Origin of the sequence: Streptomyces sp. NPDC041068, from assembly GCF_040647455.1 — a bacterium.
Taxonomy (GTDB): domain Bacteria; phylum Actinomycetota; class Actinomycetes; order Streptomycetales; family Streptomycetaceae; genus Streptomyces.
This window is the reverse complement of record NZ_JBEZCG010000004.1, coordinates 397801-423056: the sequence shown is the minus strand read 5'-3', so window position 1 is coordinate 423056 and position 25256 is coordinate 397801. Positions and strand designations below refer to the sequence as shown.

Below are 25256 nucleotides of genomic sequence, written 5' to 3'. Positions count from 1 at the left end.
GAGGACCCCCGCATGACCCCGGCCAAGGTCCTTGTGGTGGACGACGACCCCGAGGTCCGCGCAGCGGTGGAGGACGCCCTGACCGTCGAGGGCCACGCGGTGCGGGGCGCGGCCGACGGCCACCGCGCGCTGCTCGCGGTGGCCCGCTGGCAGCCGGACCTCCTGGTCCTCGACGTCATGATGCCGGTCATGGACGGCCTCGCGGTCTGCCGTCAGCTGCGCGCCGCGGGCGACCGCACCCCCGTCCTGGTGCTGACCGCCCTGGACTCGGTGAGCGAGCGCGTCGACGGCCTGGACGCGGGCGCCGACGACTATCTGGTCAAGCCGTTCGCCCTGGACGAGTTGGTGGCCCGCGTGCGCGCCCTGCTGCGGCGCGTGACGCCCGAGCAGCCCGCACAGGAGGGCGACACCCTCTCGTACGGCGATCTCGTCCTGGACGCCACCACCCGCACCGGCCGCCGCGGCGGGCGCGCGGTCGAGTTCAGCCGCACCGAGGCCGCGCTGCTCGAACTGCTCCTGCGCAACGCCGGGCAGGTCCTGCCGCGCGAGCTGATCCAGCAGACGGTGTGGGGCCGCGACTTCGGGCCCGACTCCAACTCCCTTGCCGTGTACGTCGGTTACCTGCGCCGCAAGCTGGAGGCGGGCGGCGAACCGCGCCTGGTCCACACCGTGCACGGCGTCGGCTACCGCCTGGGCTCCCCGTGACCGCGCGGCGCAGGCTCGGCGCGCGCTGGCGGCGCCGCAGGCCGCTGCGCACCCGCCTCGCGGTGGCCGCCGCCGCGGCCGTGGCGCTGGTGGCGATCGGGGTGTGCCTCGCCGCGTTCTTCGTGATCCGCTACAAGCTGTACCAGCAGCTCGACCAGAACCTCGCCCAGTCGGCCACGCTCATCGCCCAGCAGCACCGCGCCGAGGGCCTCGGCGTCAAGACGGGCGAGTGCCGCTACCTGGGCGCTCCCGCCTGCTCTCAGATCGTCCCCGAGAACCCCGAGGACGACCCCGCCAAGCCGTATCTGCTCCCCGTCACGGCGGAGACGCGTGAGGTCGCGGCGGGCCGACACCCCGCGTATTACTCGAACTTCACGCTGCCCGGCGGGAAGCCGGGGCGGATGTACACCACCACGTTCGGCAAGGACGGCGAGACCGTGCAGGTCGCCCTGCGCGCCGACATCGCCGAGCGCGGCGTGAGCCAGGCCGCGTCCCTGCTCGCCGCGGTGGGCGGCGCGGGCGTGCTGCTGTCCGCGGTCGGCGGCTACTGGGTCTCGCGCACCGGCCTCGCCCCGATCACCCGCCTCACGGCCACGGCCGAACGCATCGCGGCCACACGCGACGCCCGCCACCGCATCGAGCTGCCGCCGGGACCGCCGGGCCGCGAAGGCCATCGAGGCCATCAGGATGAGGTCACGCGCCTGGCCGCCACGTTCAACACGATGCTCGCCGAGCTGGAGGAGTCCGTCACGGCCCGCCGCCGCCTGGTCGCCGACGCGTCGCACGAGCTGCGCACGCCGCTGACCGCGCTGCGCACGAACGCCGAACTCCTCGCCAGGGCCGACCGGTTGACGGACGCGCAGCGCGAGCGGGCCTCGGGCGCGCTCGCCCGGCAGCTACGCGAAGTCACCGGCCTGGTCAACGACTTGATCGAGCTGGCCAGGGAGGCGGAGCCACAGCCGCTGCTCGAAGAGGTCCGGCTCGCCCCGCTGACCGCCCACGCGGTGGACGCGGCCCGCGGCCACTGGCCCGCCGTTCCCTTCACGCTCCAGGTGGCTCCGGAGGCGGCGGAGCTCAGCGTGCCCGGCGTACCGGCGCGCCTCTCCCGCCTCCTGACCAACCTCCTCGACAACGCGGCCAAGTTCAGCCCGCGGGGCGCGCCGGTCGAGGTCGCGCTGACCGCCGCGGACCTGACCGTGCGCGACCACGGGCCGGGTATCGCGGAGGAGGACCTCCCCTACGTCTTCGACCGCTTCTACCGCGCGGAGAAGGCCCGCGCGCTGCCGGGCTCGGGGCTGGGTCTCGCGATGGCACGCCAGATCGCGCACGCGCACGGGGCGGAACTGACGGCGGAGCGCGCGCCGGGCGGCGGCGCCCTGTTCAGACTGACGCTGCCCGCGCCCTAGCCGGCCGGCTTGTCCTTCCAGGCGCAACTGCCCAGCGTGGCCTTGCCCTTGGCGACGAGCCGGTCGGCCTCGCGGTCGACGAGGACACGGGTCTTGCCGCCCTTGCACACGACCGTGCGGTCGCCGTGCCCGGCCAGGTCGACCAGGATCTGGTCCCAGTGCCGGTACTGCACGTCGTGGCCGGAGTCCGCGTACGTCCGCACCTTCGGCGTGCCCGGCAGCGCCTCCTGCCACGTCTTCAGCGTGGACGGAGGCACGGTGGTGTCCTTCTTGCCGCCGTAGAGGAAGACGGGGGCGTCGAGCTTCGACAGGTCGGGCCCGGGGCGCTGGCAGTACAGCTTCTGCTCGTGCACCTGCGGCGCGGGGTCGGCCTGCTGCCCGCGCTGGTTGTAGGTGCGCGCCCCTTCCTCGTACGCGGTGTCGGCGAAGCCGGGTATCGACTTCACGGCGCTGTCGTCCGGGAAGGCCCACCACTTGCGCGGATCCTTGATCTGATCCTTCACCGCGGCGGCGAGCGCGTCGTCGGACATCCCGCAGTACGCGGCCTTGGGCCCGTAGGGCGGCAGGGCGGCGGCGAGGTGGAGCTGCGAGACGCGCTCGGGGGCCCGCGCGGCGAGCTCGGCGGCGTAGGGGCCGCCGCCGGAGATCGCGACCACGGTGACGTCGTCCACGCCGAGCTCGTCGAGCACTTCGAGGGCGTCCTTCGCGAAGTCGGCCTTGCCGAGGTTCTCGTCGAACGCGGTGTCACCGAAGCCGTTGCGCTCCACGGAGATCAGCCGCAGGCCCAGGTCCTCCCGTGTCGTGCGGAAGAAGTCCGTCATGTGCGAGGCCCGCGCGCTGGTCCCGGTGCCGCCGATGAACAGGACGGGCCTGCCGTCCTTGTTGCCGGTGTCCGAGTAGTGCGCGGTCCGCCCGTCGGAGAGCTTCGCGGCGCGGACAGCGGGACCCAGCGAATCGAACTCGTCCTGCACCTTGGGCTCGGGCGGCGGGCTCGCACTCACCTCGCCGGAGCCGCCGAACAGCAACGCACCGAGGACGGTGCAGGTGGCGGCGCCTATGGCGACGGCAGCGGTGCGGGCATGACCGTTCGAACTCAAGGGTGACTCCAGGGACAGGACCGGCTGACCGGCGGCGCCTACCCAGACCTCAGAAGTTCACACCCGTCACTTTGGCACCCCGTAAAGGGCGCGGGGAACTGCGCGGACAACTACATCCGACCCGCAGATCCCCACAGCCCCAAGCACGCCACCCCGCCCTAGAACCCCGGCGGCTCCACGTAAATCCCCCACTCGTCCCGCAGCACGCCACAGATCTCCCCGAGCGTCGCCTCGGCCCGAACCGCATCCAGCATGGGCCCGATCATGTTGGACCCGTCCCGCGCGGCGGAAAGCATCGCATCGAGCGACGCACGGACCCGCTCCTCGTCCCGCGCCTCCTTACGACCACCGAGAACCCGGACCTGCTCCCGCTCCACCTCATGGCTGACCCGCAGGATCTCCAGGTCCCCGGTGACGGAACCGTGGTGCACATTGACACCGACGACCCGCTTGTCACCCTTCTCCAGAGACTGCTGGTACTGGAAGGCGGACTCGGCGATCTCCCCGGTGAACCAGCCGTCCTCGATGCCCCGCAGGATGCCCGAGGTGATCGGCCCGATCGGATGCCTGCCGTCCGGGTGCGCCCGGCGCCCGCGCTCCTTGATCTGCTCGAAGATCTTCTCGGCGTCGGCCTCGATGCGGTCGGTGAGCTGCTCGATGTACCAGGAACCGCCCAGCGGGTCCGCCACGTTGGCGACGCCGGTCTCCTCCATGAGGACCTGCTGCGTACGGAGCGCGATCTCCGCGGCCTGCTCGCTCGGCAGCGCGAGGGTCTCGTCGAGGGCGTTGGTGTGCAGGGAGTTGGTGCCGCCGAGGACCGCGGCGAGCGCCTCCACCGCCGTACGGACGACGTTGTTGTACGGCTGCTGGGCGGTGAGCGAGACACCAGCGGTCTGCGTGTGGAAGCGCAGCCACTGGGCCTTGTCGGTCTTGGCGCCGTACTCGTCGCGCAGCCAGCGGGCCCAGATGCGGCGCGCGGCGCGGAACTTGGCGATCTCCTCGAAGAAGTCGACGTGCGCGTCGAAGAAGAAGGAGAGGCCGGGCGCGAAGACGTCCACGTCGAGGCCGCGGCTGAGCCCCAGCTCCACATAGCCGAACCCGTCGGCCAGCGTGTACGCCAGCTCCTGCGCGGCCGTCGCCCCGGCCTCGCGGATGTGGTACCCGGAGACGGAGAGCGGCTTGTACGCGGGGATGTCGCGCGCGCAGTGCTCCATCAGGTCGCCGATGAGGCGCAGGTGCGGCTCGGGCTGGAAGAGCCACTCCTTCTGCGCGATGTACTCCTTGAAGATGTCGGTCTGCAGCGTGCCGTTGAGGACGCCGGGGTCGACGCCCTGCCGCTCGGCGGCGACGAGGTACATGCAGAACACCGGGACGGCGGGCCCGCTGATCGTCATGGACGTGGTCACGTCGCCGAGCGGGATGTCCTTGAAGAGGACCTCCATGTCGGCGGCCGAGTCGATGGCGACGCCGCAGTGCCCGACCTCGCCGAGCGAGCGCGGGTCGTCGGAGTCGCGGCCCATCAGGGTCGGCATGTCGAAGGCGACGGAGAGGCCGCCGCCGCCGTTGGCCAGGATCATCTTGTAGCGCTCGTTCGTCTGCTCGGCGTTGCCGAAGCCGGCGAACTGGCGGATGGTCCAGGTCCTGCCGCGGTACCCGGTCGGGTAGAGCCCGCGCGTGAAGGGGTATTCGCCGGGCCAGCCGATCCGCTCGAACCCGTCGTACGTGTCTCCGGGGCGGGGCCCGTACACCGGGTCGACCGGGTCGCCGGAGAGCGTGGTGAAGTCCGCGTCCCGCTTGCGGGCCTTGTCGTAACGGGCCTGCCAGCGTCGGCGGCCTTCCTCGATCGCGTCAGCGTCCATGCCTTCGAATTTACTAGGACGTCCTAGTAAATGTCGATGGCAGACCGCCACGGACCTGTCCGTGGCGGTGGGTATTACGCCTTGGCGGTGACCGCGGAGCCGTCGGTGATCAGCGGCTCGACCTCGCGGACGACGCCCCGCTCGACGAAGAACGCGGCGGTCGGAATCGTGCCGGACACGAGCACCCACAGGAGCTTGCCGAACGGCCACTTCGCCTTGGAGCCCAGGTCGAAGGCGAAGATCAGGTAAATGATGTAGAGCACGCCGTGGACCTGCGACACGACGAGCGTCAGACCCTCGCCCTTGTCGAAGCCGTACTTGAACACCATGCAGGTGCACAGGACGAGCAACATGATGGCGGTGACGTAGGCCATCACCCGGTAGCGGGTCAGCACGCTTCGCTTCATGCCTATGAGCGTAACCGCCGGTTTTGCGCGATCTTCGCCGCCCCCGCCCCGAACGGAACCGGCGGCTCTACTTCTCCTCGAAGTCCTCGGCGGCCACCCGCAGGGGCCGCAGCATCGCGAAGATCTCCGCGCACTCCTCCGCGTCGTACACCCCGAGACCGAAGTCCATCGCCATCAGCTCGCGCGTGGCGGACTCGACGACCTCGCGGCCCTTCTCCGTGATGGAGGCGAGCGTGCCGCGGCCGTCGTTCGGGTTCGGGCGCTTGTCGACGAGGCCCGACTTCACGAGCCGGTCGACGGTGTTGGTCACGGACGTGGGGTGCACCATGAGCCGCTCGCCGATCTTCGACATCGGCAACTCGCCGGCCTGCGAGAAGGTGAGCAGGACCAGCGCCTCATAGCGCGCGAACGTGAGTCCGTACGGCTTGACGACCGCGTCGACCTCGGCGAGCAGGATCTGGTGCGCCCGCATGATCGAGGTGATCGCACCCATGGCCGGGACCGACCCCCAGCGCTGCTTCCAGAGCTCGTCGGCGCGGGCGATCGGATCGAAGGGGAGGCTGAGCGGCTTCGGCACGGCAACGACCTTACCCGCCGGTCATATGTTGGTCAGCCCTGTCTCGCAATTCGGGCGTACGTTCCCGTGGAGCCGCATGACCGCCCGTGCGCCGCACCTCCACCACCAGGAGGAGACAGCAGAGCGCACCGAGCAGACCGGCGCCCGCGACGACCGTGCTCACCGCGAGGAACTCGGCGGCGAGCCCGGCCAGGGACATCCCGATCCCCTGGACCGTCATCTGCCCGGCGGTGAGCACGGTCATCGCCCGGCCCCGCAGTTCCTCGGGCACGGCGTCGACGAACCAGCGGTCAAGGCCCAGGGTGTACGCCGACCCGGCGCCGGCGAGCGCGAGGAGGGCGAGAGCGGGGACGAGGCCGGGCGCAAGGGCGTACCCGACCAGCGGGACCAGCGTGAGCGCGGCGAGGGGCAGCACGATGCGGGAGCGCGTCGCTGCGGACAGCGCGGAGCCCGCGTACAGCTCTCCGGCGATGGTGCCCACCGGCAGCGCGCACATCAGCAGGCCGACGCCCGCGACGCCGATGCCGATCTGGTCCGCGTAGGGGGCGGAGAGGACCTCCGGGGCGACCATGAACATCGGCGGCACCCAGAAGAGCAGCGTCAGTGCGCGCACCCGCCGGTTGCCGAACACCTGCCGGACGCCGCTGAGCGAGTGCCGCATCAGGGCCTGGCCCGTGTCGCCGCCCCCGCGCGCGGGACGCCGCTCGGTGCCGAAGCGCAGCAGCAGCGCGGAGGCGGCAAACGTACCCACCGTGATGACGAGCGCGCCGCGCGGCGGGACGACGGTCAGCAGGACGCCGCCGAGCCCGAAGCCGACCAGGAGGGAGCTCTGCGAGACGATGCGCAGCAGGGAGCGGCCGAGTACGAAGAGGTCGCCGTCGCCGAGGATGTCGGTGAGGGTCGCCATGCGCGTGCCGTTGAAGACGGGCGAGACGAGGGCGATGGCGCAGCGCAGGGCGAGCAGTCCGTAGACAGGGGTGGCGGGCAGCGCCATGAGGAGCGCGCACCCGGCACACAGCACGTCGCACAGGACGAGCACCCGGCGCGGCGGGCAGCGGTCGGCGATGCCGGACAGCAGGGTCCCGCCCACGAGGTAGGGCAGCATCCCGAGCGCGAAGGTGAGGGCACTGAGGAGGGGCGACCCGGTGAGCCCGTAGACCAGCACGGTCAGGGCGATCTCGCTGACGACGACGCCGAGCAGGGAGAGCGCGTGCGCGACGAAGACCGCGCGGAACTCCCGCACGGCGAGGACACGGGTGTACCCGGTGGGCTCTTCTGGCATGCCGGCAGCCTCACGCGAGGGCGGCGCCGGGCCTAGAGTTTCGGCCTGGGGCGAATCTTGTTCGGGGCGGGGACTCTTCGGCGCACCGCGGGGATTCTTCGGCGCACCGCGAAGGAGGTTCGACGCACAGCGAGGGAGGGGCCTGCGTGCCGTACCACATTCACTTCGGGCAGGACGATCTGCTGCGCTGCCGGTTCGCGGTGTCGCCGCTGTGGGAGACGCAGGAGGCCGTGCGCACCCTCAAGCGGCGTGACCGGCACGGCTACCACCCGCACTGGCTGCGCCGCATCCAGGAGGCGGGCCGTGGTATCGACCTCGGCGCGCTGTGGCTCCTGATGCCGCGGCACGGGCACTCCCCCGACTTCCTGGGGCCGCCGCCGATCGGGCCCGCCGCCCGCTTCGAGGAGGAGATCGCCGGGGTGCGGGCCTCCGATCCCGATGCGGCGCGGGAGGACATGGCGCGGGCGCTCGCCTGCACGCCGGGGGCCGCCGAGTCGCCGAAGGGCCAAGCCCTGCTCGCCGATCCGGCCGGGGCGGTGCGGGAGCTTGCGGATGCCCTGGAGGCCGCCTGGCACGCGCTGATCGAGCCGGACTGGCCGCGGCTGCGGGCGCTCCTGGAGGCCGACGTCGCCTTCCACTCGCGGCGGCTCGCGGAGGTCGGCCTCGGCGGTCTGCTGCCCGAGCTCGACCACCGTCTGTCCTGGGACGCGGGCACGCTGACCGTCGAGTGGCGCGAGGAGCATGTGCGGCACTTGAGGGGCCAAGGACTGGTCCTGATCCCGAGCGTCTTCTCGTGGCCGGACGTGATCAGCGGCTTCGAACCTCCGTGGCAGCCGACGCTCGCCTATCCGGTGCGGGGCATCGCGGGCCTGTGGGCCGAGCCGTCGGAACGTACGCCCGAATCCCTCGTACGTCTCCTGGGGCGCGGTCGCGCCACGGTGCTCGCCGCGCTCGACGCGCCCGCCACCACGTCGGGGCTCGCGCACCGCGTCGGGCTCGCGCCGTCGTCGGTGTCGGCGCACCTGGGGGCGCTACGGGGCGCCGGCCTTCTGGTGTCGCGGCGGTACGGGCACCAGGTGTTCTACGAGTGCACGCCGCTCGGCATCGCGCTCGTCACCGGCGGCGGTGTGGCACAAGAGCTGGATTAGCCCTTTATGCCACGATTGCCGGGCTGACTGACCGTCACCGTCGCCCAAGGGGGCTGGATGCACCGGCTGCTCCGCACGTTCACGGCACTCGCGGCACTCGCCGCCCTCGGGCTCTCCACGGGCTGCTCCGCCGACTCCGGGTCCGGCGCGAAGGACACCTCCGCCGTCCGCGCCCCCGCGACCGACGGTGCGAAGACCCCGCCGAGCACCTTCTGGGTCGACCCCGACAGCGCCGCGGCCCGGCAGGTCCAGGAGTGGCAGCAGGCGGGCCGCGCCCAGGACGCCGAGGCGCTCAAGCGCATCTCGGAGCGGCCGATGGCCGTGTGGCCCGCCGGGGACAACCCGGCGCCCGACATCGCGGAGGCGACGCGGGGCGCGGCCGAGGAGGGCCGCACCGCCGTGCTCGTCGCGTACAACATCCCGCACCGCGACTGCGGCCAGCACTCCGCGGGCGGCGCGGGCAGCGCGGACTACTACCGGACCTGGGTGAACGCCTTCGCCGACGCGATCGGCACCGCCCCCGCCCTGGTCGTCCTGGAGCCCGACGCGATCCCGCACATCGTGGACGGCTGCACCCCCGCCGAGTACCACGCGGACCGCTACCAGCTGCTCTCCGAGGCGATCCAGCGGCTCAAGCGGCAGCCGAAGGTGAAGGTCTACCTCGACGCGGGGAACCCCGGCTGGATCTCGGACGCGCGCAAGCTCACCGAGCCGCTGAAGAAGGCGGGCATCGCGCAGGCCGACGGCTTCTCCCTGAACGTCTCCAACTTCCAGAGCGACGAGACCACCAAGGCGTACGGACGCGCCCTGTCGGCCACGGTCGACGGCAAGCACTTCGTCATGGACACCAGCCGCAACGGCAAGGGCCCGCTGGCGGGCGACCGCCAGGACGCCTGGTGCAACCCGCCGGGCCGTGGCCTCGGCACCCCGCCCACCGACCGCACGGGCGACCCCCTCCTCGACGCCGTCCTGTGGATCAAGCGGCCGGGCGACTCGGACGGTCCGTGCCGGGGCGGCCCGGCGGCGGGGCAGTGGTGGCCGGACTATGCGCTGGGGCTGGCGCGGAACGCGAAGTCGGCCCCGTAAGGGGCGCGGGGAACTGCGCGACAAGCCACGACGAACCCGCGGCTCCCCACCCATCTCAAGTCACTTCACATGAATCCACTTGGCCTCGGACGAAACCCCGTCCTCGTCCGTGACGAACAGCATGTACCAGCCGGGCGGCACCAATGCGGCGTCGTCCCGCGGCACGTCCACCGTCACCGAGCCCTTGCCCTTGCTGACGTCCAGCGCGATCGACCGCTGCTCGACGTCCGTCGTGTGCGTCACCGCGCTCGGCCGCATCAGACGGGCCGACGCGATCCTGTCGGGGTGATCGGTGCGGAACGTGGCGCGGCCGTCCGCCGCCAGCTCCTCCGGTCCCTCGCCGAGGACCGGGCGGTCCTCGCCGCCCTTGTGCAGCGCCGGCGGGGTGAAGATCTCCATGCGCTGCTCGAAGTGGCCGAGCTTGGTGTTCTGTTCGTTGTCGTAGAGCGGGTCGGAGCCGAACGTGGCGACCCGGCCGTCGGGCAGCAGCAGCGCTTCCGAGTGGTAGTTGCGGCCCACCTTGGGCGACGCGGCCTCGCGGAAGGCGTTGGTCTTGGGGTCGTAGAACTGCGCCTTGAGGATGTTGCTGGCGCTTCGGCCCCGGTAGTCGCCGGAGCCGTTGGACGTGAACACCGAGTCGTCCGGCATGATCACGCTGTTCAAGTAGCGCGTGCCCTGCGGGAGTTCGGGGCCCGTCTTGAAGGACGGGTTGTCCTCCTTGAGGTCGATCACGGCCGTCCGCCGCGTCGACTTCTCCGACTCGCCCACTCCCCCGCCGCCCAGGATCATCACCTTCTGGTCCTGCGCGGGCGGCAGCAGCACGGACGCCGACGTCTCGGTCTGGTCGAGGTCCTCCAGGCCCGGAACCTTCTCGAACTTGTTCGTCTCCAGGTCCCACAGGCCCGGCTCACGGCCCTTGTCGGCCGGTCCGTAGCCCGCGTTGGACGCCGGGTAGAAGAGCTTGCCGCCCTTGGTGAGGAAGAGCGCGGGGTAGGTCGGGAAGTAGCGCTTGGGGCCGTCCGTCCACTTCTTCGTCTTCGGGTCGTAGATCTCGTTGTCGCCCGGGTCGATCACGCCCACGTCGTCGAGGCCGGAGACCGCGAGCACCTTGCCGTCCTCCAGGCCGACGAGGGTCGGGTACCAGCGGGCCTTGTCCATCGGGTCGACGGGGATGTACTTCTCGGCCTTCGGGTCGAACTCGTACGCCGCCTTGATCCCCTGGAAGTCCTGCTTCTCCATGTCGATCTTCTCGGCGATGCCGTACGTGTTGTCGGCGTCCTCGCCGGTCAGCCCCTCGATCTCGTACTGCGCCGACTTCTCGGTGACCGACTGCCTGCCCGCCTCCTTCGCCTCCACGAAGACGCGCGCCTCGCTCGCCTTGACCGACGTCTTCCAGGGCTGCATCACACCCGACTTGGAGTACGTGATCTCGAACTCCCGCTTGGCCCTGGGGACTTCGACGTCGAACTTGCTGACGTACTCGATGCCGGACGGCGAGCGGAACTTGGTGCCCTTCTTGAGGGTCACCGGCTTGTCCGGGTTCTCGTTCTTCACCCGCATGCCGCCACCGGCCCGCTCCACCTCGCCGTCGAGCAGTTCGTAGCGCGCGGTGCCGCCCGCCACCAGGAGCCGCCCGTCGGGGAGTTGGGCGTGCCCGGAGCAGAAGAAGTCCTCGGGCGTCTCGATCTTCTTGAAGGTGTCGTTCTCCGGGTCCCACAGGACCGTGTCGAACGACCCCGCGTCGAATTTCTTCTGCTCGTTGCCCGAGCCTGCGACGATCAGGACCTTGCCGGTGTGCAGGAGCGCGGCATGGATCGCGTTGGTGCGGAACTCCTCGGGGATGGCGACCTGCTTCCAGGAGCCGTACTTCGCCTTGTAGCCGGGCTGGGAGATCTTGTACGCGTAGTACTTCTCCTCGGCGAAGGAGAGCGCGGCGGGAGCGTTCAGTCCCACCAGGAGCGCGCCCGCGCCGACTCCGATGAGCGTCTTCTTGGTGCGCTTCGAGGGCCGGTAGGCCATGGCTCAGTTCCCTCCTGTCGTCGTGCCGGTGGCGAACGCCGGCTCCGGCTCGCCCTCCGCGTTCTCGCCCCGCGGCTCCGCCTGCGCATTGGCCTTCTGGCGGGCCTCCTTGCGCTCCCTGACGAGGGTGAAGGTCCAGATCGCGACCGGGGCCAGCGAGATGATCAGCGCGAGGACCGCCCAGGTGCGCATCGCCACGTGGGTGTGGCCGAGCACGAAGGAGGCCACCAGAGAACTGGCGAGCACCGCCGCCCAGAAGAGGTGGATGCGGAAGGTGAGCAGCCGGTCCGGGCTGGCGTCGCCGCCCTTGGGGGTGACCACGAAGCGGCTCGGGCGGCGCAGGAAGGCCGCGCCGAGCGACTTGAGGTAGATGGGCGCGGAGAGCGCCGACATCGCCATGCCCGCGAGGCCGCCGGAGCCCTCGGGCTCGTGCGGGGAGACGTTGTGGCGGCGGTTCCAGAGGTACAGGCCGATCTGGAGGGCGGCCGCGTCGCTGTAGAGCATGAGCCAGACGGAGGCGGCGACCTGGGTGCCGCTGGCCCCGAACCACAGGAACAGCACGCAACTGAGGATGCCGAGCAGCCAGTTGACCGCCGTCATGGGGTAGTAGACGAGCATCAGCGAGTACGAGAAGAGCCGTCCCGGCGGCATCGTGAACGGCGCCTTCCAGTACTGCTTGAACAGCGTCTCGTACGTGCCGCGCGACCAGCGCATCTGCTGGGTGAAGAAGTCCGTCCAGGAGGCCGGGCCCTCACCGACGGCCAGCACGTCCGGGGTGTAGACCGAGCGCCAGTGCCGCCTGGTGGCCGGGTTGCGGTGGCGGTGCAGCTCGAAGCCGGTGGCCATGTCCTCGGTGATCGAGTCGTACAGACCGCCGATCTGGGTGAGCGCGCTGATGCGTACGACATTGTTCGTACCGACGAACATGGGGGCCCGGTAGCGGTTACCGGCCCGCTGGATGAGCGCGTGGAAGAGGAACTGCTGGGACTCGGCGGCCTTGGTGACGGGGGTCGTGTAGTTCCCGTAGACCTGCGGCCCGACGACGAACGCGACGTCCTGGTCCCGGAAGTAACCCATCATCCGCTCGAGGAAGTTGGGGAGCGGGACGTGGTCCGTGTCGACGGAGGCGAAGAAGTCGTACTCCGCGTGGTGCATCGCGAGCCAGGCGTTGTAGTTGCCGTGCTTGGTGCGGGCCTTGTGGGGGCCCTTCTTGCGGTTCCACTCCGGTACGCCGTGGCGGGTGAAGTGGCGCACGCCGAGCTCTTCGCACAGGGCCTTGGCGTCGGCGTCGTCCCCCTCGTCCAGGAGCCAGACGTCGAAGGGTCCTGTGTGGTGGATCCGGACGGCGCCTTCGAGGGTGGCCCGGACCATGGAGAGGGGCTCCTTGCCGGGGACGTACGTGGTGAGGAAGGCGACGCGGGTGCCTTCTTCGGGGACGACGGGGATCGGATCCCGCGCCACCATCGTCGCGTGGGCGATGGATATGACGTTGACCAGCATGAACAGCTCGATCAGGCCGATCGCGACGAGCATCGTGATGTCGAGGCCGATCAGCCAGCGGTCGCCGCCCTCGCGTTCGGTCCAGTGGGTGGGCCAGACGAGATAGACGAGGAGGAGGCCGGTGAGGAGCGGCGCCAGCGTCATCAGCAGGACGGCGCGTATTCGGTGCGGCTCGCGGGACAGGAGCTTGCGGTACTGGACCCGGTAGCCGCCGGCGTCTGAGCCGCCTTCGCCGTCCGGCTCTGCGAGCGGACCGGCGAGCGTGCTGTGGGTGTCGTAGTCGTAGCCGTCCGGCTGCCGCACAGCGCCCTCCAGGTTCTTGTTCTGGTGATCGAACGAGTCGATACCCACACAAAAGTGGAGTTTCCCCGGCGTGTCGAACGGTGTTCGCCCGTGCGAGCGGTTTTAGGCTGGGCGGTTTTTGTGGGGTTGCGGCGGGGGGCCTGCGATGCGGGGTCGCTGCGCTCGGCTTCGGCCGGGGTTTGCGCCTGGGGACGAGTCGCGGGGCGGGACGGGGGCGCCGCGCTCGGCTCCGGCCAGGCACTGCGCCCAGAGACAAGTCGCAGGGCGGGACGAGCACGCCACGCTCGGCTCCGGCCAGGCACTGCGCCCAGAGACAAGTCGCAGGGCGGGACGAGCACGCCACGCTCGGCTCCGGCCAGGGACTGCGCCCAGAGACAAGTCGCGGGGCGGGGCCGCGGGGGTATGTCCGTACTCGCCATCTTTGTTGCGGGGCTTTGTTGCTGCGGCTGGGGTGAGCTTTGTGCTCGGTGCTCCGTGCGCACATACCCCCACGTCCCCTCACGTCTCGTACGCGACTGCGGGACGTCTCGGCCTCAAGTCCACCGCCTCCCCCACCCCGCCCTCCGCTCCTACGCGCACAAGTCCACCGCAGGGCAAACGGGCGGGTGGATGGGAGGCATCCGTCGCTGAGCGGCGGGGCAGGGGATACCGCCGGGTCAGCGCTGGGTCCTGCGCAGGCGGTGCCGAACCGCTCGCTGGGCCAGGGGCCCCAGGTCCTCCACCGCCGTCACCAGCGTCGAGAGCTGCTCCAGGGCGTCCAGGGCCCGCTCCGTACCCTCCGCGTCCACCCCTTCGTACAGCTCCATGCCCACGAACGACGCCGCCACCGCCCGCGACAGACCGACCGGATCGACGAACTCGCCCAGGGGGGACGCCGAAAGGACCCGCGTCAGGACCTTCTCGATCTCCTCGATCCAGAGCGCGAGACCCGCCGCCGTCGCCACGGCGAGCCGCGGCTGCGTCTGGGAGCCCGCGAGCAACTGGCCGAGCACCGCGACATGCCCCGCCTCCCGTTCCTCCTCGTGCATCTCCCGCCCGAAGGCGAGGAGTTCGGAGAGGGAGTCGATCCCGGAGAGTCGCTCCCGGTACCGCGCGACCCGCTGCTCCGTGCCATGTCGGCACGCCGCCGCCAGCAGGTCGTCCACGGAACCGAAGTGATAGAAGACCAGTGCCTGGTTGACCCCGGCGGACGCCGCGATGCTGCGCGCCGACGTCTTGGCGATGCCCTGCTCCGTGAGCGTCCGCAGGGCGCCGTCGAGGAGCTTGGTCCGCGTCTCCTGGCTCTTGGCCGGATCCTTGGCCGCGCTCACGCCCGCGCCTCCTCACGCACCGGCCGCAGCCCGGGGCGCACCCCGCACTGCAGGACGTCGGCGTACGTGGCCTCGAAGGAACCCTCGTATCCGAAGAGCGGTCCGAAGTGACGGTTCACCACCCGGACCTGAATGCGGAACCGCCCCGCCTCGTCGTCGTAGGACTCCCGCACCTCGGCGTCACCACCGATCAGTCCGGGCACCCGGCAGTCCACGGGCCCCTCCCGGAAGCGGTGCTCTCCGGAGCGGATGAGCAGCGATCCGTCGGGCTCCGCACGGAAGTGCAGGTCGCTGGCGAGGTGCTGATGCGTGCCGAGGTAGTCGAGCACGCGGTCGCCCTTGGGGCTCAGGACCATCTGGGCGTCGAAGCGGCGTGGGCCGCCGGGGAGGTCGAAAGTGCGCACGAAAGTCACCGTCTCACGGCCGTACGTGTCGGCGTACGGCACGTTCTCGATGACGAAGGGGACGTTCCTGCCCTGCCGCGGGACGAGGATGTTCCGCGTACCGCCCACCGCGAGGAACGGCTTCACGAAGCCGCGCCCGTGCCAGATGCGGTCCATGACGCCCCTCCCCGTGCACGCCTCCCCGCTCGCGAGCCCCACGGAGAAGCGGCGCTGGAGCTGCGGGTGCAGCCGCTCGAAGTCGGCACCCATCACGGTCCTGAAGATCGACGACGTCATGACTGCTGCTCCTTGGCGGTGGCGAGGTGGGTGAGGATGCGCGGCGCACGCGTGCGTTCCGGCGGGGTGCGCAGGCAGCGGCGGGCCGCCGGCGTCGTGGGCAGGGGCGGCAGCATCAGCATCAGAGCCGCCGTCGCCAGGGCCGTCATGGGGGCGAGGAGGATCGCGGCCACCACGCACAGCACCCGGCCGACGAAGTCCCCGGCGGCGTTCAGGAGGGCGCGCTCGGGAGTGATGCCCCGCTCCAGCCAGAGCCGCAGGCGGTCGAAGGACCAGGCGGTGGCCCAGCCCATGAGGGGGCGGAAGACCACGCGGTCGGCGATCCTCCCGAAGCGCCCCCAGCGCGGCCGGTAGTCGTAGCCGGTGAGGAAGCGGATGCCGTCGCCGTCGTCGGTCGGTACGTAGCGCCAGTAGCCGCTGCCCTCTTCGAGGAGGGAGAGCGGGTGCGGCGACGCGAAGCGCAGGGCGGAGGTCCTTGTGCCGTCGGGCCGCCACTTCTCGCCCGCGGAGATCCCGGTGCCGGCGACCGTCAGGAAGGGCAGCACGCGCGTGGCGTACCGGAAATGCTGCGGCTCGCCGTCCGCGCACGGCAGGTAGTCGATCTCGGTGAAACGCAGGTCCCAGCGCTGGTGCAGGCCGGGCTCCTGGGTGCGTGCCCAGAGGTCGTCGAGCTCCGCGCGTATCCGCGCCTCGATGTACAGACTCACGGTGAACCCCCACGTCAGCGTGTTTTTGAGCGACTGCTTAAACGGAAGGTACAGGTGTTTGAGCAGTCGCTCAAGTCGCCCTCGCGCGGCCCTCGCGATGTCCGGGCACGCAAAAAGCCCCCGCCCAGAAGGGCAGGGGCTTTCGGAGAAGCGTGCGGGTCACTCGGAGAGGTGGCGCTCCACCGTCTCGACCTTGGAGCTGAGGCCGTCCGTCACACCGGGACGGATGTCGGCCTTCATGACGACCGAGACACGGGGCGCCCGCGCCTCCACGGCGGCGACGGCACGCTTGACGACGTCCATCACCTCGTCCCACTCGCCCTCGACGGACGTGAACATCGCGTCGGTCCGGTTGGGCAGACCCGACTCGCGTACGACACGGACCGCGTCGGCGACGTACTCACCGACGTCCTCCCCCACACCGAGCGGGGTCACGGAGAAGGCGACGATCATGCGCCCACGACTCCCTCGCGGCGGGCGCGCGAGGCGATCACCGCGGCCTCGGCCTCACGCTTGAGCTTGCGCTCGGCGAAGAAACCGCCGGTCGGCAGGACGGAGAGGACGAAGTACAGGGCGGCGGTCTTCAGGTCCCACTTCGTGCGGTTCCAGGCGTCGAGCCAGAAGACCACGTACAGGACGAAGAGCACGCCATGGATCATGCCCATCGCCGGCACGGCGTTGAAGTCCGTGGTCCGCTTGAGCACCGAGCAGACGAGCAGCAGCAGGAAGGAGACGGCCTCGGGGGCCGAGACCAGGCGGAGGCGGCGGAGTGCGGAAGCGGTCTTGATGTCCACGGAGCACCTTCGGGTGAGTGGGCGGCGGGAGGGGGCGTACGCACGGCGCGCGCTGATCTTGTGAACGCGCGCACAAGCGACCCCCATTGTGACATCGGGGTGTTCTGGGGGTTCGCTCAGGGCCCTTCACCCTGTTCTGGGCGGGTACGCGGCGGCTAACGTCGATTCGTGGCTACGTTCCGGCTCCAAGGGAGCAGAGTGCTCGCCGTCGACATGACGGGCGACGCCGTGAAAGCGAAGAACGGCTCAATGGTCGCGTACGACGGCCAGATGGCCTTCAAGAAGATGACCGGCGGCGGCGAGGGCATCAGGGGCATGGTGACCCGCCGCGTCACCGGCGAGCAGATGACGGTCATGGAGGTGAAGGGGCACGGCACCTGCTGGTTCGCCGACCGCGCCACCGAGATCAATCTCGTACAGCTGCGCGGCGAGAAGCTCTATGTGGAGGCGAGCAATCTGCTCTGCACCGACGCGGGACTGCGCACGGGCACCAGCTTCACCGGACTGCGCGGCGCGACCCAGGGGAACGGCCTCTTCACGACGACCGTCGAGGGCACCGGCCAAGCGGCGATCGTCTCCGACGGCCCGGCGGTGGTCCTCCGCGTCTCCCAGCAGTACCCCCTGACGGTCGACCCGGGGGCCTACATCGCCCACCAGGGGAACGTCCGCCAGAGCTTCCAGTCCGGCGTCACCTTCCGCACCTTCCTGGGCGAGGGCGGCGGCGAGGCCTTCCAGATCCGCTTCGAGGGCGACGGCCTCGTCTACGTACAGCCCAGCGAGCGGGCGACGATCGCGGGGGACGTCTGACATGCCCTTCCGGGAGATCAACTCCAAGATGATCGAGGCCACGGTGCAGCCGGGCGCCAAGGTCTTCAGCCAGCGCGGCGCCATGCTCGCCTACAAGGGGGACGTCTCCTTCACCCCCAACATCCAGGGCGGGCAGGGCGGCCTGATGTCCATGATCGGGCGCCGGGTCGCGGGCGAGGCCACGCCCCTGATGACCGTCGAGGGCAGCGGCACGGTCCTGTTCGGGCACGGCGGCCACCACATCCAGGTGATCGGCCTCTCCGGAGACACCCTCTATGTGGAGGCCGACCGCCTCCTCGCCTTCGACGGCACGCTCCAGCAGGGCACGATGTTCATGGGCTCCCAGGGCGGCGTCATGGGCATGGTGCGCGGCCAGGTCAGCGGCCAGGGCCTGTTCACCACGACCCTCAAGGGCCACGGCGCGGTCGCCGTCATGGCGCACGGCGGCGTCATCGAGGTTCCGATCACCCCGCAGCGCCCGGTCCACGTCGACCCCCAGGCGTACGTGGCGCACCACGGTGACGTACGCAACAAGCTGTCCACGGCGCTGGATTGGCGCGACATGGTGGGCCGCGGCTCCGGCGAGGCCTTCCAGCTGGAGCTCTCGGGCAGCGGCGCGGTGTACGTCCAGGCCTCGGAGGAGAAGCTGTGAACCCCAACGTCTCGACCCCCGCGGGCGCGCCCGCCGTCCTCGACCCCATGACCCTGCCGAGCGACGACAACGTGAACGCGTACACCTTCTGCGTGGAGCTCAAGGGGAGCCAGTGGTTCCTGCAGAAGGGAAAGATGATCGCCTACTACGGACGGATCGACTTCAACGGCATCGGGCACGGCCGTCTCGACCGCCTGGTCCGGACCAGCTTTCATTCGCCGCTGCATGCGAGCGACTGGGTCGTGGCGGACGGTCAGGGCAAGATGCTCCTCGCCGACCGGGCCTTCGACGTGAATTCGTACGACCTCGAAGAGGGCAACCTGACCATTCGCTCCGGCAACCTCCTCGCTTTTCAGCCAACTCTCGCGCTCAAGCAATCGATCGTTCCGGGCTTTCTGACGCTGATCGGAACCGGAAAGTTCGTCGCCGCGTCGAACGGTCCCGTGGTTTTCATGGAGCCGCCGATCCGCGTCGATCCACAGGCACTCGTGGGCTGGGCGGACTGTCCTTCACCGTGCCATCACTACGACCACGGATACCTCACAGGGGTGATCGGAGGCGTGCGAGCACTGACCGGCATCGGCGGAACGTCCGGCGAGGAGCACCAGTTCGAGTTCGTCGGCGCCGGCACGGTCCTGCTCCAGTCGACCGAGGCGCTCATGCCCGAGCACGCCTCCGGGGAGGTGCCGCAGCAGGCAGGGGTTCCCGGCGGGCGGGGCACTCCGGGGCAACCGGGTCAGCAGCCGGGAGCACCGCGCCTTCCCGGACAACTGGGGGACCTCCAGCGTCGCTTCGGGCTGTGAGCGGTAGTCTGCGGAGTGTGACGGCGAACGCCTGTGCCCCTCCGAGAGGCAGGGTGTGCGAGGCGCGTCACATCCCACCATTCGTTCACCTTTCAACTTCTTAGGTAGAATCGATTCCATGGAGACCGAGACGGCCCCGCAGTGGCTGACCGACGAGGAACAGTGCGCCTGGCGCACCCACGTGGAGGTCAACAGGATGCTGACGTATCAGCTCGAAAAGGACCTTCAGCCGTTCAACCTGACCATGAACGACTACGACATTCTCGTGCATCTCTCAGAATCGGAAGAGCTGCGGATGCGCATGAGTGATCTCGCCGCGGCCACTCTGCAGTCCAAGAGCCGCCTGTCGCACCAGATCACCCGCATGGAGAACGCGGGCCTGGTACGCCGCGAGAACTGCGAGTCCGACCGGCGCGGCCTCTACACCGTCCTCACCGAGGAGGGCATGGAGACCATGCAGAAGGTGGCGCCGCACCACGTCGCCTCCGTACGGCGGCACTTCGTCGATCTCGTCTCCCCGGAGGCGCTCAGCGATCTGCGCAAGGCCCTGACCCCGATCGCGGAACACCTGCGCGCCCAGCGCGGCAAGCCCTGACCCGTCCCCACGCGACCGGCAGCACCGTCCCTCAATCCGCCGACGACTGAGGGCTGGGCAGCCGGAGTTCGAACAGCGCACCACCGGACGGCGCCTCCCGGACCATGAGCGTGCCGCCGTGCCGTACCGCCACGTCCCGCGCGATGGCGAGGCCGAGACCCGCCCCACCCTCGTCGCGGCTGCGGGCGTCATCGAGCCGCACGAACCGCTCGAAGATCCGCTCCCGCTCGCTCTCCGGTACGCCGCTCCCGTCGTCGGACACCTCGAGAACCGCCCAGGCACCTTCGCCGCGGGTGGTGACCGTGACGCGGGAGCGCGCGTGCCGCTGTGCGTTGTTCAGGAGGTTGCCGAGCACCCGCGCCAACTGGCCGCGGGAGCCCGCGACTTCGACGCTCTTGAGGTCCGCGTCCACCTGGACGCGGTCCCGCGTGCGCTGCGAGAGCTCCTCGCGGACGAAGGCTGCCAGGTCGACCCGCTTCCCGCCGGGCTTCTCCCCCGCGTCCAGACGGGCCAGGAGAAGCAGGTCCGCGGCGAGTTCCTGCAGGCGCACGGTGTCCTCGACGGCGCCGTCCACATCCAGCAACTCCGGATGGGCCGCGCCCACTTCGAGCTGTGTGCGCAGTGAGGCGATGGGGCTGCGCAGCTCGTGCGAGGCGTCCGCCACGAAGCGGCGCTGGCGCTCCACCGAATTCTGCAGGGCGGTGAGCGTCTCGTTCGTGGTGCGGGCCAGGCGGGCGATCTCGTCGTGCGTGTCCGGCTCGGGCACACGGCGCGCGAGATCCTCCGACGCGGTGATCGCCGCCATCTCCTCGGTGATGGCGGCCACCGGGCGCAGGGCGCGGCGCGTCACCAGCCAGGTGACGCCGCCGACGACCGCGAGGAGCAGCGGGAAGCCGATCAGCATCGAGGTCAACGCCGTGGAGACCGCGCTCTGTTCGGCGGAGAGCGAGGCGCCCGCGTAGACGGTGAGGTCGCCGTGGGCCTCCGTGCTCACCTCGACGGCGGCGAAACGGAAGTCTGCGCTCTCGCCGTCGACGGTGGCCGTGCCGCTGCTGTACTCGGGGTCGTCGTCGGAGACCTCACCGGACTCGGAGGCCTCGTCGTCGCCCGACTCGCCCGGCTCGCCCGGCTCCTCGTCGCCACCGGTCGGCTTGGCCGAGGGCGCGGAGCCGGGCCCGACCTCGTCGGTCCCGGTCCCGCTGATCTTCTCCAGATCGTCGCTCGCCGCCACCAACCTGCCCTTCTCGTCGACGACTTGGACCGGCGTGTCCTCGTCGTCGGGCAGCTCCAGATCGGCGTACGAACGGATCGTGGTGAGCTGCAGCGCGACCTCGCGGGCGGTGGCGGCGGCCCGCGAGTCGGCCTGGTCGGTGAGGTTGGCGCGCAGCGCGAGCAGCACGGCGGCGCCCGCGGCGACCAGGGCGAGGGCGACGACCAGGCTCGCGCCGAGCGTGGCCCTGGACCGTACGGAACCGAACAGCTTCCTCATCGCGGGACCTCCAGGCGGTAGCCGGCGCCGCGCACCGTCTTGATGAGGGCCGCGCCGAGCTTGCGCCGCAGCGTGCTGATGTACACCTCGACGATGTTGGGGTCGCCGTCGTACGCGAAGTCCCAGACGTGCTCCAGGATGTCGCCCTTGGAGACCACCTCGCCCGCCCGCAGCACCAGCTGCTCCAGGACCGCGAACTCCTTTGCGGTGAGGGTGACTTCGTCCTCCCCGCGAAAGACGCGGCGCGCGGCCGTGTCGACCTTGAGGTCGCCCAGCGTGTGGATCGGGGACGGGCCCGCGGAGCCGCGGCGGCGCAGCAGCGCCTTCACACGGGCCACGAGCACGACGTACGAGAAGGGCTTGGTGAGGTAGTCGTCGGCGCCCGTGTCCAGGCCCTCGGCCTCGTCGTACTCGCCGTCCTTGGCGGTGAGCATCAGGATCGGCACGTCGTTGCCCGCCGCGCGCAGGGTGGAGCAGACGCGGTAGCCGTTCATGCCGGGCAGCATGATGTCGAGGACGACCAGGTCGTACGTTCCCTCGCTCGCGCGGTGCAGCCCGTCGATGCCGTCGTGGACGACGTCGACGGCGTAGCCCTCGGCGGTCAGGCCCTTGGCCAGGGACAGGGCGAGGCGCTTTTCGTCCTCCACGATCAACAGGCGCATGCGTTCAGGGTCCCAGAGCGAAGCTGAAGAGTTCTTCAGGCGGCTTCAGCTTCGGTTCAGGATCGCTCGGCCAGATTGGTCCTCGTCGAAAGCGAACGGCCACGGCGCCGGACGACGGAGACCGGCCCAAGCGCCGAACCACTCGGCACCAGAGCCGATACGACTCGGGAGGAACCCTCATGAAGCGCAACATCGTCATCGCCACCGTCGCCGCCGCGGCCCTCATCGGTGGCGGTACCGCCACCGCCCTCGCGGTCACCGGCGACGACGAGTCGACCGCCGCCAAGCACTCGAGCGTCCAGCTCAAGGACGACCGCGCGGACAACCGTGGGGACGACCTCGACGACGCCGCGGAGAACACCGTCGAGGCGAAGGCCGCGAAGGTGACGGCCGCGGACGCGATCAAGGCGGCCCTCGCGGACACCTCCGGCACCGCGGTCTCCGCCGAGCTCGACGAGGAGGACGGCGGCCTGGTCTGGGGCGTCGACATCCTGAAGGGCAACACCTGGCACAACGTCGAGGTCGACCCCGGCACCGGCAAGGTGCTCGGCTCCTGGGTCGACAAGGACGACGACGGTGACGACGCCGCGGACGCCGCCCGGGTGAACGCCGCGCTGAAGGGCGCGTCCACCAGCGCCGAGGACGCCGCGCGGGCCGCCGCCGCCAAGGGCGAGGTGACCTCCGTGGACCTGGACGACGACGGCACGGCGACCGCCTGGGACGCGGAGACGACCGGTTCCAAGGGCGCCGAGTCGGACTGGCACGTCGACCTGAAGACCGGCAAGGTCACCGCGGACCGCACCGACAGCCACGACGACCGTGACGGTCACGACGACCACGACGGTCAGGACGACGACGGCTCCGACGACTGATCACCTGTCCGACCACTCCCCCAGCGGTCACCACTGCCACCCCCCGTCCCCCACTCACCAGGGCGGCGTCCCCCGGCGCCGCCCTGGCCCCGTGCCGTCAGGTCGACGTCAGGTCGACGTCACGCCCTCCACCAGCTCGTCCGCCGCCGCGTAGGGGTCCAGCTCCCCCGCCACGATCCGCTCCGCGAGAGCGGACAGGCGGCGGTCGCCGTGGAGGGAGCCGATGCGTTCGCGCAGGGCCGTGACGGCGATCGACTCGACCTCGCGGGCGGCACGGGCGGCCCGCCGCTCCGCGAGGACCCCCCGCTCCTCCATCCACGCCCGGTGCTTCTCCAGCGCCTCGACGACCTCGTCGATGCCCTCGCCGCGCGCCGCGACCGTCTTCACGATGGGCGGCCGCCAGTCGCCGGGGCCGCGGGACTCGCCGAGGCCCAGCATGTGGTTAAGCTCGCGCGCGGTCGCGTCCGCCCCGTCGCGGTCCGCCTTGTTGACGACGTACACGTCGCCGATCTCCAGGATTCCGGCCTTCGCCGCCTGGATGCCGTCGCCCATGCCGGGCGCGAGCAGGACGACCGAGGTGTCCGCCTGCCCCGCGATGTCCACCTCGGACTGTCCGACGCCGACCGTCTCGACGAGGATCACGTCGCAGCCCGCCGCGTCCAGGACCCGGATCGCCTGCGGCGCGGCCCAGGCGAGCCCGCCGAGGTGACCGCGCGTCGCCATGGAGCGGATGTAGACGCCGGGGTCGGACGCGTGGTCCGACATCCGGACCCGGTCACCGAGGAGCGCGCCTCCGGAGAAGGGGGACGACGGGTCCACGGCGAGCACCCCGACCCGCTTGCCGGCCCGCCGGTAGGCGCTCACGAGCGCGGACGTCGACGTCGACTTGCCGACACCGGGCGACCCCGTGAGCCCCACCACGTACGCGTGACCCGCGAGCGGAGCCAGCGCCGCCATCACTTCGCGCAGCTGCGGCGACGCCCCCTCGACCAGTGAGATCAGCCGGGCCACGGCCCGCGGCCTGCCCTCGCGGGCCTGCGCCACCAGGGAGGGGACGTCCTGCATCACAGCTCCGTTCACTACGTACTGCGTACGGGAGGTGCGTACGGGATGTACGCACGCTCACCACGTACGGGACATGCCGGGGGGGGACGGGGACCGGCCGAAGGCTCAGGCCTTGGCCACCTTCACGATGAGCGCGTCGCCCTGACCACCGCCACCGCACAGCGCGGCCGCACCCACGCCGCCGCCCCGCCGCTTCAGCTCGAGGGCGAGGTGGAGGACAAGGCGCGCACCGGACATCCCGATCGGGTGACCCAGGGCAATGGCCCCGCCGTTGACGTTCACCTTTTCCGAGGACACCCCGAGGTCCTTCATTGACTGCACCGCGACGGCGGCGAAGGCCTCGTTGATCTCGATCAGGTCCAGGTCCTCGACCTGGAGGCCCTCCTTCTTCAGGGCGTGCCGGATGGCGTTGGACGGCTGCGACTGGAGCGAGCTGTCCGGGCCCGCCACGTTGCCGTGTGCCCCGATCTCCGCGATCCAGGCCAGGCCCAGCTCCTCAGCCTTGGCCTTGGACATGACCACGACCGCCGCGGCGCCGTCGGAGATCTGCGAGGCGGTGCCCGCCGTGATCGTGCCGTCCTTGGCGAAGGCCGGGCGGAGCTTGCCGAGGGACTCGGCGGTGGTCTCGGCGCGGATGCCCTCGTCCTTGGAGAAGAGGACCGGGTCGCCCTTGCGCTGCGGGATCTCGACCGGGGTGATCTCGGCCTCGAACAGGCCGTTCTTCTGCGCGGCGGCGGCCCGCTGGTGGGAGAGGGCGCCGATCTCGTCCTGCTCGGGGCGCTTGATGCCGAGGCGGGTGTTGTGCTTCTCCGTGGACTCGCCCATCGCGACGCCGTCGAAGGAGTCGGTCAGGCCGTCGTACGCCATGGAGTCGATCATCTCGATCGCGCCGTACTTGTAGCCCTCGCGGGACTTGGGGAGCAGGTGCGGGGCGTTGGTCATGGACTCCTGGCCGCCGGCCACCACGATGTCGAACTCGCCGGCGCGGATCAGCTGGTCGGCGAGCGCGATGGCGTCGAGACCCGAGAGGCACACCTTGTTGATGGTGAGCGCGGGGACGTTCATGGGGATGCCCGCCTTGACGGCGGCCTGGCGCGCCGGGATCTGCCCTGCCCCGGCCTGCAGCACCTGGCCCATGATCACGTACTGCACCTGGTCGCCGCCGATGCCGGCCCGGTCGAGCGCGGCCTTGATCGCGAAGCCGCCCAGGTCCGCACCCGAGAAGGACTTCAGGGAGCCGAGCAGACGGCCCATGGGCGTGCGCGCGCCCGCGACGATCACTGAGGTGGTGCCGGTCTTTCCAGACATGTGCCACGGCCCCTTGGGAGGAGAGGAGTTAACGAGGGTTTATCTGAATGTACTGAGCGGTACCTCGCACGTCACCGGGCGGCAAGTGTGATCGCGCGCACGTTGCGTAATCACCGCGTCTAG

General features: G+C 70.6%; 25 protein-coding genes. 9 read left to right on the top strand and 16 right to left on the bottom strand.

Annotated elements, in window-relative coordinates; all coding sequences use genetic code 11:
* Window positions 1-12: 12 nt before the first annotated feature.
* A complete protein-coding gene (locus AB0B50_RS11810; RefSeq protein ID WP_362328912.1) occupies window positions 13-705 on the top strand; it encodes a response regulator transcription factor in 693 nt (230 codons plus the stop codon).
* Entirely contained in the window at window positions 702-2111 is a 1410-nt protein-coding gene (locus AB0B50_RS11805) for a HAMP domain-containing sensor histidine kinase (protein ID WP_362328910.1), read from the top strand. Before AB0B50_RS11810 ends, AB0B50_RS11805 begins: the two co-directional genes overlap by 4 nt.
* Here AB0B50_RS11805 and AB0B50_RS11800 read toward each other — a convergent pair.
* The 5 genes from AB0B50_RS11800 to AB0B50_RS11780 all read right to left on the bottom strand — a co-directional run bounded on the left by AB0B50_RS11800 (window position 2108) and on the right by AB0B50_RS11780 (window position 7333).
* Window positions 2108-3208: an alpha/beta hydrolase gene (locus AB0B50_RS11800; RefSeq protein ID WP_362328908.1), complete on the bottom strand. Its 1101-nt coding sequence runs from the start codon at window positions 3206-3208 to the stop codon at window positions 2108-2110. The genes AB0B50_RS11805 and AB0B50_RS11800 overlap by 4 nt on opposite strands.
* A gap of 158 nt (window positions 3209-3366) precedes the next feature.
* Complete coding sequence (locus AB0B50_RS11795) at window positions 3367-5067, bottom strand: methylmalonyl-CoA mutase family protein (RefSeq protein ID WP_362328906.1); 1701 nt, start codon at window positions 5065-5067, stop codon at window positions 3367-3369.
* Window positions 5068-5141: 74 nt separating this feature from the next.
* The gene (locus AB0B50_RS11790) at window positions 5142-5474 is read right to left on the bottom strand and encodes a DUF3817 domain-containing protein (RefSeq protein ID WP_362328904.1); all 333 of its coding nucleotides are present in this window, start codon (window positions 5472-5474) and stop codon (window positions 5142-5144) included.
* Between the two features lie 67 nt (window positions 5475-5541).
* Window positions 5542-6051: a MarR family transcriptional regulator gene (locus AB0B50_RS11785; RefSeq protein ID WP_362328902.1), complete on the bottom strand. Its 510-nt coding sequence runs from the start codon at window positions 6049-6051 to the stop codon at window positions 5542-5544.
* Window positions 6052-6061: 10 nt separating this feature from the next.
* Entirely contained in the window at window positions 6062-7333 is a 1272-nt protein-coding gene (locus tag AB0B50_RS11780; RefSeq protein WP_362328900.1) for an MFS transporter, read from the bottom strand.
* 146 nt (window positions 7334-7479) lie between these two features.
* On the opposite strand from AB0B50_RS11780, the gene AB0B50_RS11775 reads away from it, so the two are divergent.
* Both AB0B50_RS11775 and AB0B50_RS11770 read left to right on the top strand, forming a co-directional pair.
* A complete protein-coding gene (locus AB0B50_RS11775; protein WP_362328898.1) occupies window positions 7480-8481 on the top strand; it encodes a DUF5937 family protein in 1002 nt (333 codons plus the stop codon).
* A gap of 57 nt (window positions 8482-8538) precedes the next feature.
* The gene (locus tag AB0B50_RS11770) at window positions 8539-9567 is read left to right on the top strand and encodes a glycoside hydrolase family 6 protein (RefSeq protein WP_362328896.1); all 1029 of its coding nucleotides are present in this window, start codon (window positions 8539-8541) and stop codon (window positions 9565-9567) included.
* A gap of 60 nt (window positions 9568-9627) precedes the next feature.
* On the opposite strand, the gene AB0B50_RS11765 is transcribed toward AB0B50_RS11770, so the two are convergent.
* The 7 genes from AB0B50_RS11765 to AB0B50_RS11735 form a co-directional block, all read right to left on the bottom strand.
* Window positions 9628-11586 carry a kelch motif-containing protein gene (locus AB0B50_RS11765; RefSeq protein ID WP_362328894.1) on the bottom strand — a complete coding sequence of 653 codons (1959 nt, stop codon included), beginning with the start codon at window positions 11584-11586 and terminating at the stop codon, window positions 9628-9630.
* Between the two features lie 3 nt (window positions 11587-11589).
* Complete coding sequence (locus tag AB0B50_RS11760; protein ID WP_362328892.1) at window positions 11590-13437, bottom strand: cellulose synthase catalytic subunit; 1848 nt, start codon at window positions 13435-13437, stop codon at window positions 11590-11592.
* 608 nt (window positions 13438-14045) lie between these two features.
* Complete coding sequence (locus tag AB0B50_RS11755; protein ID WP_362328890.1) at window positions 14046-14699, bottom strand: TetR/AcrR family transcriptional regulator; 654 nt, start codon at window positions 14697-14699, stop codon at window positions 14046-14048.
* A complete protein-coding gene (locus AB0B50_RS11750) occupies window positions 14696-15379 on the bottom strand; it encodes a DUF4166 domain-containing protein (RefSeq protein WP_362328888.1) in 684 nt (227 codons plus the stop codon). The genes AB0B50_RS11755 and AB0B50_RS11750 overlap by 4 nt, the downstream gene beginning before the upstream one ends.
* Complete coding sequence (locus AB0B50_RS11745) at window positions 15376-16086, bottom strand: hypothetical protein (protein WP_362328886.1); 711 nt, start codon at window positions 16084-16086, stop codon at window positions 15376-15378. Before AB0B50_RS11745 ends, AB0B50_RS11750 begins: the two co-directional genes overlap by 4 nt.
* Window positions 16087-16245: 159 nt before the next feature.
* Complete coding sequence (locus AB0B50_RS11740) at window positions 16246-16539, bottom strand: MTH1187 family thiamine-binding protein (protein WP_362328884.1); 294 nt, start codon at window positions 16537-16539, stop codon at window positions 16246-16248.
* The gene (locus AB0B50_RS11735; protein ID WP_362328882.1) at window positions 16536-16880 is read right to left on the bottom strand and encodes a DUF3817 domain-containing protein; all 345 of its coding nucleotides are present in this window, start codon (window positions 16878-16880) and stop codon (window positions 16536-16538) included. Before AB0B50_RS11735 ends, AB0B50_RS11740 begins: the two co-directional genes overlap by 4 nt.
* Window positions 16881-17048: 168 nt before the next feature.
* Between AB0B50_RS11735 and AB0B50_RS11730 the strand changes: the two genes are divergently transcribed.
* The 4 genes from AB0B50_RS11730 to AB0B50_RS11715 all read left to right on the top strand — a co-directional run bounded on the left by AB0B50_RS11730 (window position 17049) and on the right by AB0B50_RS11715 (window position 19737).
* Complete coding sequence (locus AB0B50_RS11730; RefSeq protein ID WP_362328880.1) at window positions 17049-17687, top strand: AIM24 family protein; 639 nt, start codon at window positions 17049-17051, stop codon at window positions 17685-17687.
* Window position 17688: 1 nt separating this feature from the next.
* Window positions 17689-18339, top strand: a complete 651-nt coding sequence (locus AB0B50_RS11725) for an AIM24 family protein (protein ID WP_362328878.1) — start codon at window positions 17689-17691, stop codon at window positions 18337-18339.
* Window positions 18340-18386: 47 nt separating this feature from the next.
* Window positions 18387-19142: an AIM24 family protein gene (locus AB0B50_RS11720; RefSeq protein WP_362329174.1), complete on the top strand. Its 756-nt coding sequence runs from the start codon at window positions 18387-18389 to the stop codon at window positions 19140-19142.
* Window positions 19143-19260: 118 nt separating this feature from the next.
* A complete protein-coding gene (locus AB0B50_RS11715; protein ID WP_362328876.1) occupies window positions 19261-19737 on the top strand; it encodes a MarR family transcriptional regulator in 477 nt (158 codons plus the stop codon).
* Between the two features lie 31 nt (window positions 19738-19768).
* Here the strand turns inward: AB0B50_RS11715 and AB0B50_RS11710 are convergent, their stop codons facing one another.
* Together AB0B50_RS11710 and AB0B50_RS11705 are read right to left on the bottom strand one after the other, a co-directional pair.
* On the bottom strand, window positions 19769-21226 hold the full coding sequence (locus AB0B50_RS11710) for a HAMP domain-containing sensor histidine kinase (RefSeq protein ID WP_362328874.1): 1458 nt from the start codon (window positions 21224-21226) through the stop codon (window positions 19769-19771).
* Window positions 21223-21888 carry a response regulator transcription factor gene (locus AB0B50_RS11705; protein WP_362328872.1) on the bottom strand — a complete coding sequence of 222 codons (666 nt, stop codon included), beginning with the start codon at window positions 21886-21888 and terminating at the stop codon, window positions 21223-21225. Before AB0B50_RS11705 ends, AB0B50_RS11710 begins: the two co-directional genes overlap by 4 nt.
* A 179-nt stretch (window positions 21889-22067) precedes the next feature.
* On the opposite strand from AB0B50_RS11705, the gene AB0B50_RS11700 reads away from it, so the two are divergent.
* Complete coding sequence (locus AB0B50_RS11700) at window positions 22068-22760, top strand: PepSY domain-containing protein (RefSeq protein ID WP_362328870.1); 693 nt, start codon at window positions 22068-22070, stop codon at window positions 22758-22760.
* A 108-nt stretch (window positions 22761-22868) separates the two neighbouring features.
* Here the strand turns inward: AB0B50_RS11700 and meaB are convergent, their stop codons facing one another.
* Window positions 22869-23825, bottom strand: coding sequence for a methylmalonyl Co-A mutase-associated GTPase MeaB (gene meaB / locus AB0B50_RS11695; protein WP_362328868.1), 957 nt, complete (start codon window positions 23823-23825; stop codon window positions 22869-22871).
* A gap of 105 nt (window positions 23826-23930) precedes the next feature.
* The gene (locus AB0B50_RS11690; RefSeq protein ID WP_362328866.1) at window positions 23931-25133 is read right to left on the bottom strand and encodes an acetyl-CoA C-acetyltransferase; all 1203 of its coding nucleotides are present in this window, start codon (window positions 25131-25133) and stop codon (window positions 23931-23933) included.
* Between the last annotated feature and the right edge of the window lie 123 nt (window positions 25134-25256).

Coding starts and splice junctions, on each gene's coding strand:
- meaB (WP_362328868.1), bottom strand. CDS start 23,825: ATGCAGGACGTCCCCTCCCTGGTGGCGCAGGCCCGCGAGGGCAGGCCG.
- AB0B50_RS11750 (WP_362328888.1), bottom strand. CDS start 15,379: ATGACGTCGTCGATCTTCAGGACCGTGATGGGTGCCGACTTCGAGCGG.
- AB0B50_RS11795 (WP_362328906.1), bottom strand. CDS start 5,067: ATGGACGCTGACGCGATCGAGGAAGGCCGCCGACGCTGGCAGGCCCGT.
- AB0B50_RS11780 (WP_362328900.1), bottom strand. CDS start 7,333: ATGCCAGAAGAGCCCACCGGGTACACCCGTGTCCTCGCCGTGCGGGAG.
- AB0B50_RS11710 (WP_362328874.1), bottom strand. CDS start 21,226: ATGAGGAAGCTGTTCGGTTCCGTACGGTCCAGGGCCACGCTCGGCGCG.
- AB0B50_RS11740 (WP_362328884.1), bottom strand. CDS start 16,539: ATGATCGTCGCCTTCTCCGTGACCCCGCTCGGTGTGGGGGAGGACGTC.
- AB0B50_RS11705 (WP_362328872.1), bottom strand. CDS start 21,888: ATGCGCCTGTTGATCGTGGAGGACGAAAAGCGCCTCGCCCTGTCCCTG.
- AB0B50_RS11770 (WP_362328896.1), top strand. CDS start 8,539: ATGCACCGGCTGCTCCGCACGTTCACGGCACTCGCGGCACTCGCCGCC.
- AB0B50_RS11790 (WP_362328904.1), bottom strand. CDS start 5,474: ATGAAGCGAAGCGTGCTGACCCGCTACCGGGTGATGGCCTACGTCACC.
- AB0B50_RS11765 (WP_362328894.1), bottom strand. CDS start 11,586: ATGGCCTACCGGCCCTCGAAGCGCACCAAGAAGACGCTCATCGGAGTC.
- AB0B50_RS11725 (WP_362328878.1), top strand. CDS start 17,689: ATGCCCTTCCGGGAGATCAACTCCAAGATGATCGAGGCCACGGTGCAG.
- AB0B50_RS11720 (WP_362329174.1), top strand. CDS start 18,387: ATGACCCTGCCGAGCGACGACAACGTGAACGCGTACACCTTCTGCGTG.
- AB0B50_RS11690 (WP_362328866.1), bottom strand. CDS start 25,133: ATGTCTGGAAAGACCGGCACCACCTCAGTGATCGTCGCGGGCGCGCGC.
- AB0B50_RS11715 (WP_362328876.1), top strand. CDS start 19,261: ATGGAGACCGAGACGGCCCCGCAGTGGCTGACCGACGAGGAACAGTGC.
- AB0B50_RS11700 (WP_362328870.1), top strand. CDS start 22,068: ATGAAGCGCAACATCGTCATCGCCACCGTCGCCGCCGCGGCCCTCATC.
- AB0B50_RS11810 (WP_362328912.1), top strand. CDS start 13: ATGACCCCGGCCAAGGTCCTTGTGGTGGACGACGACCCCGAGGTCCGC.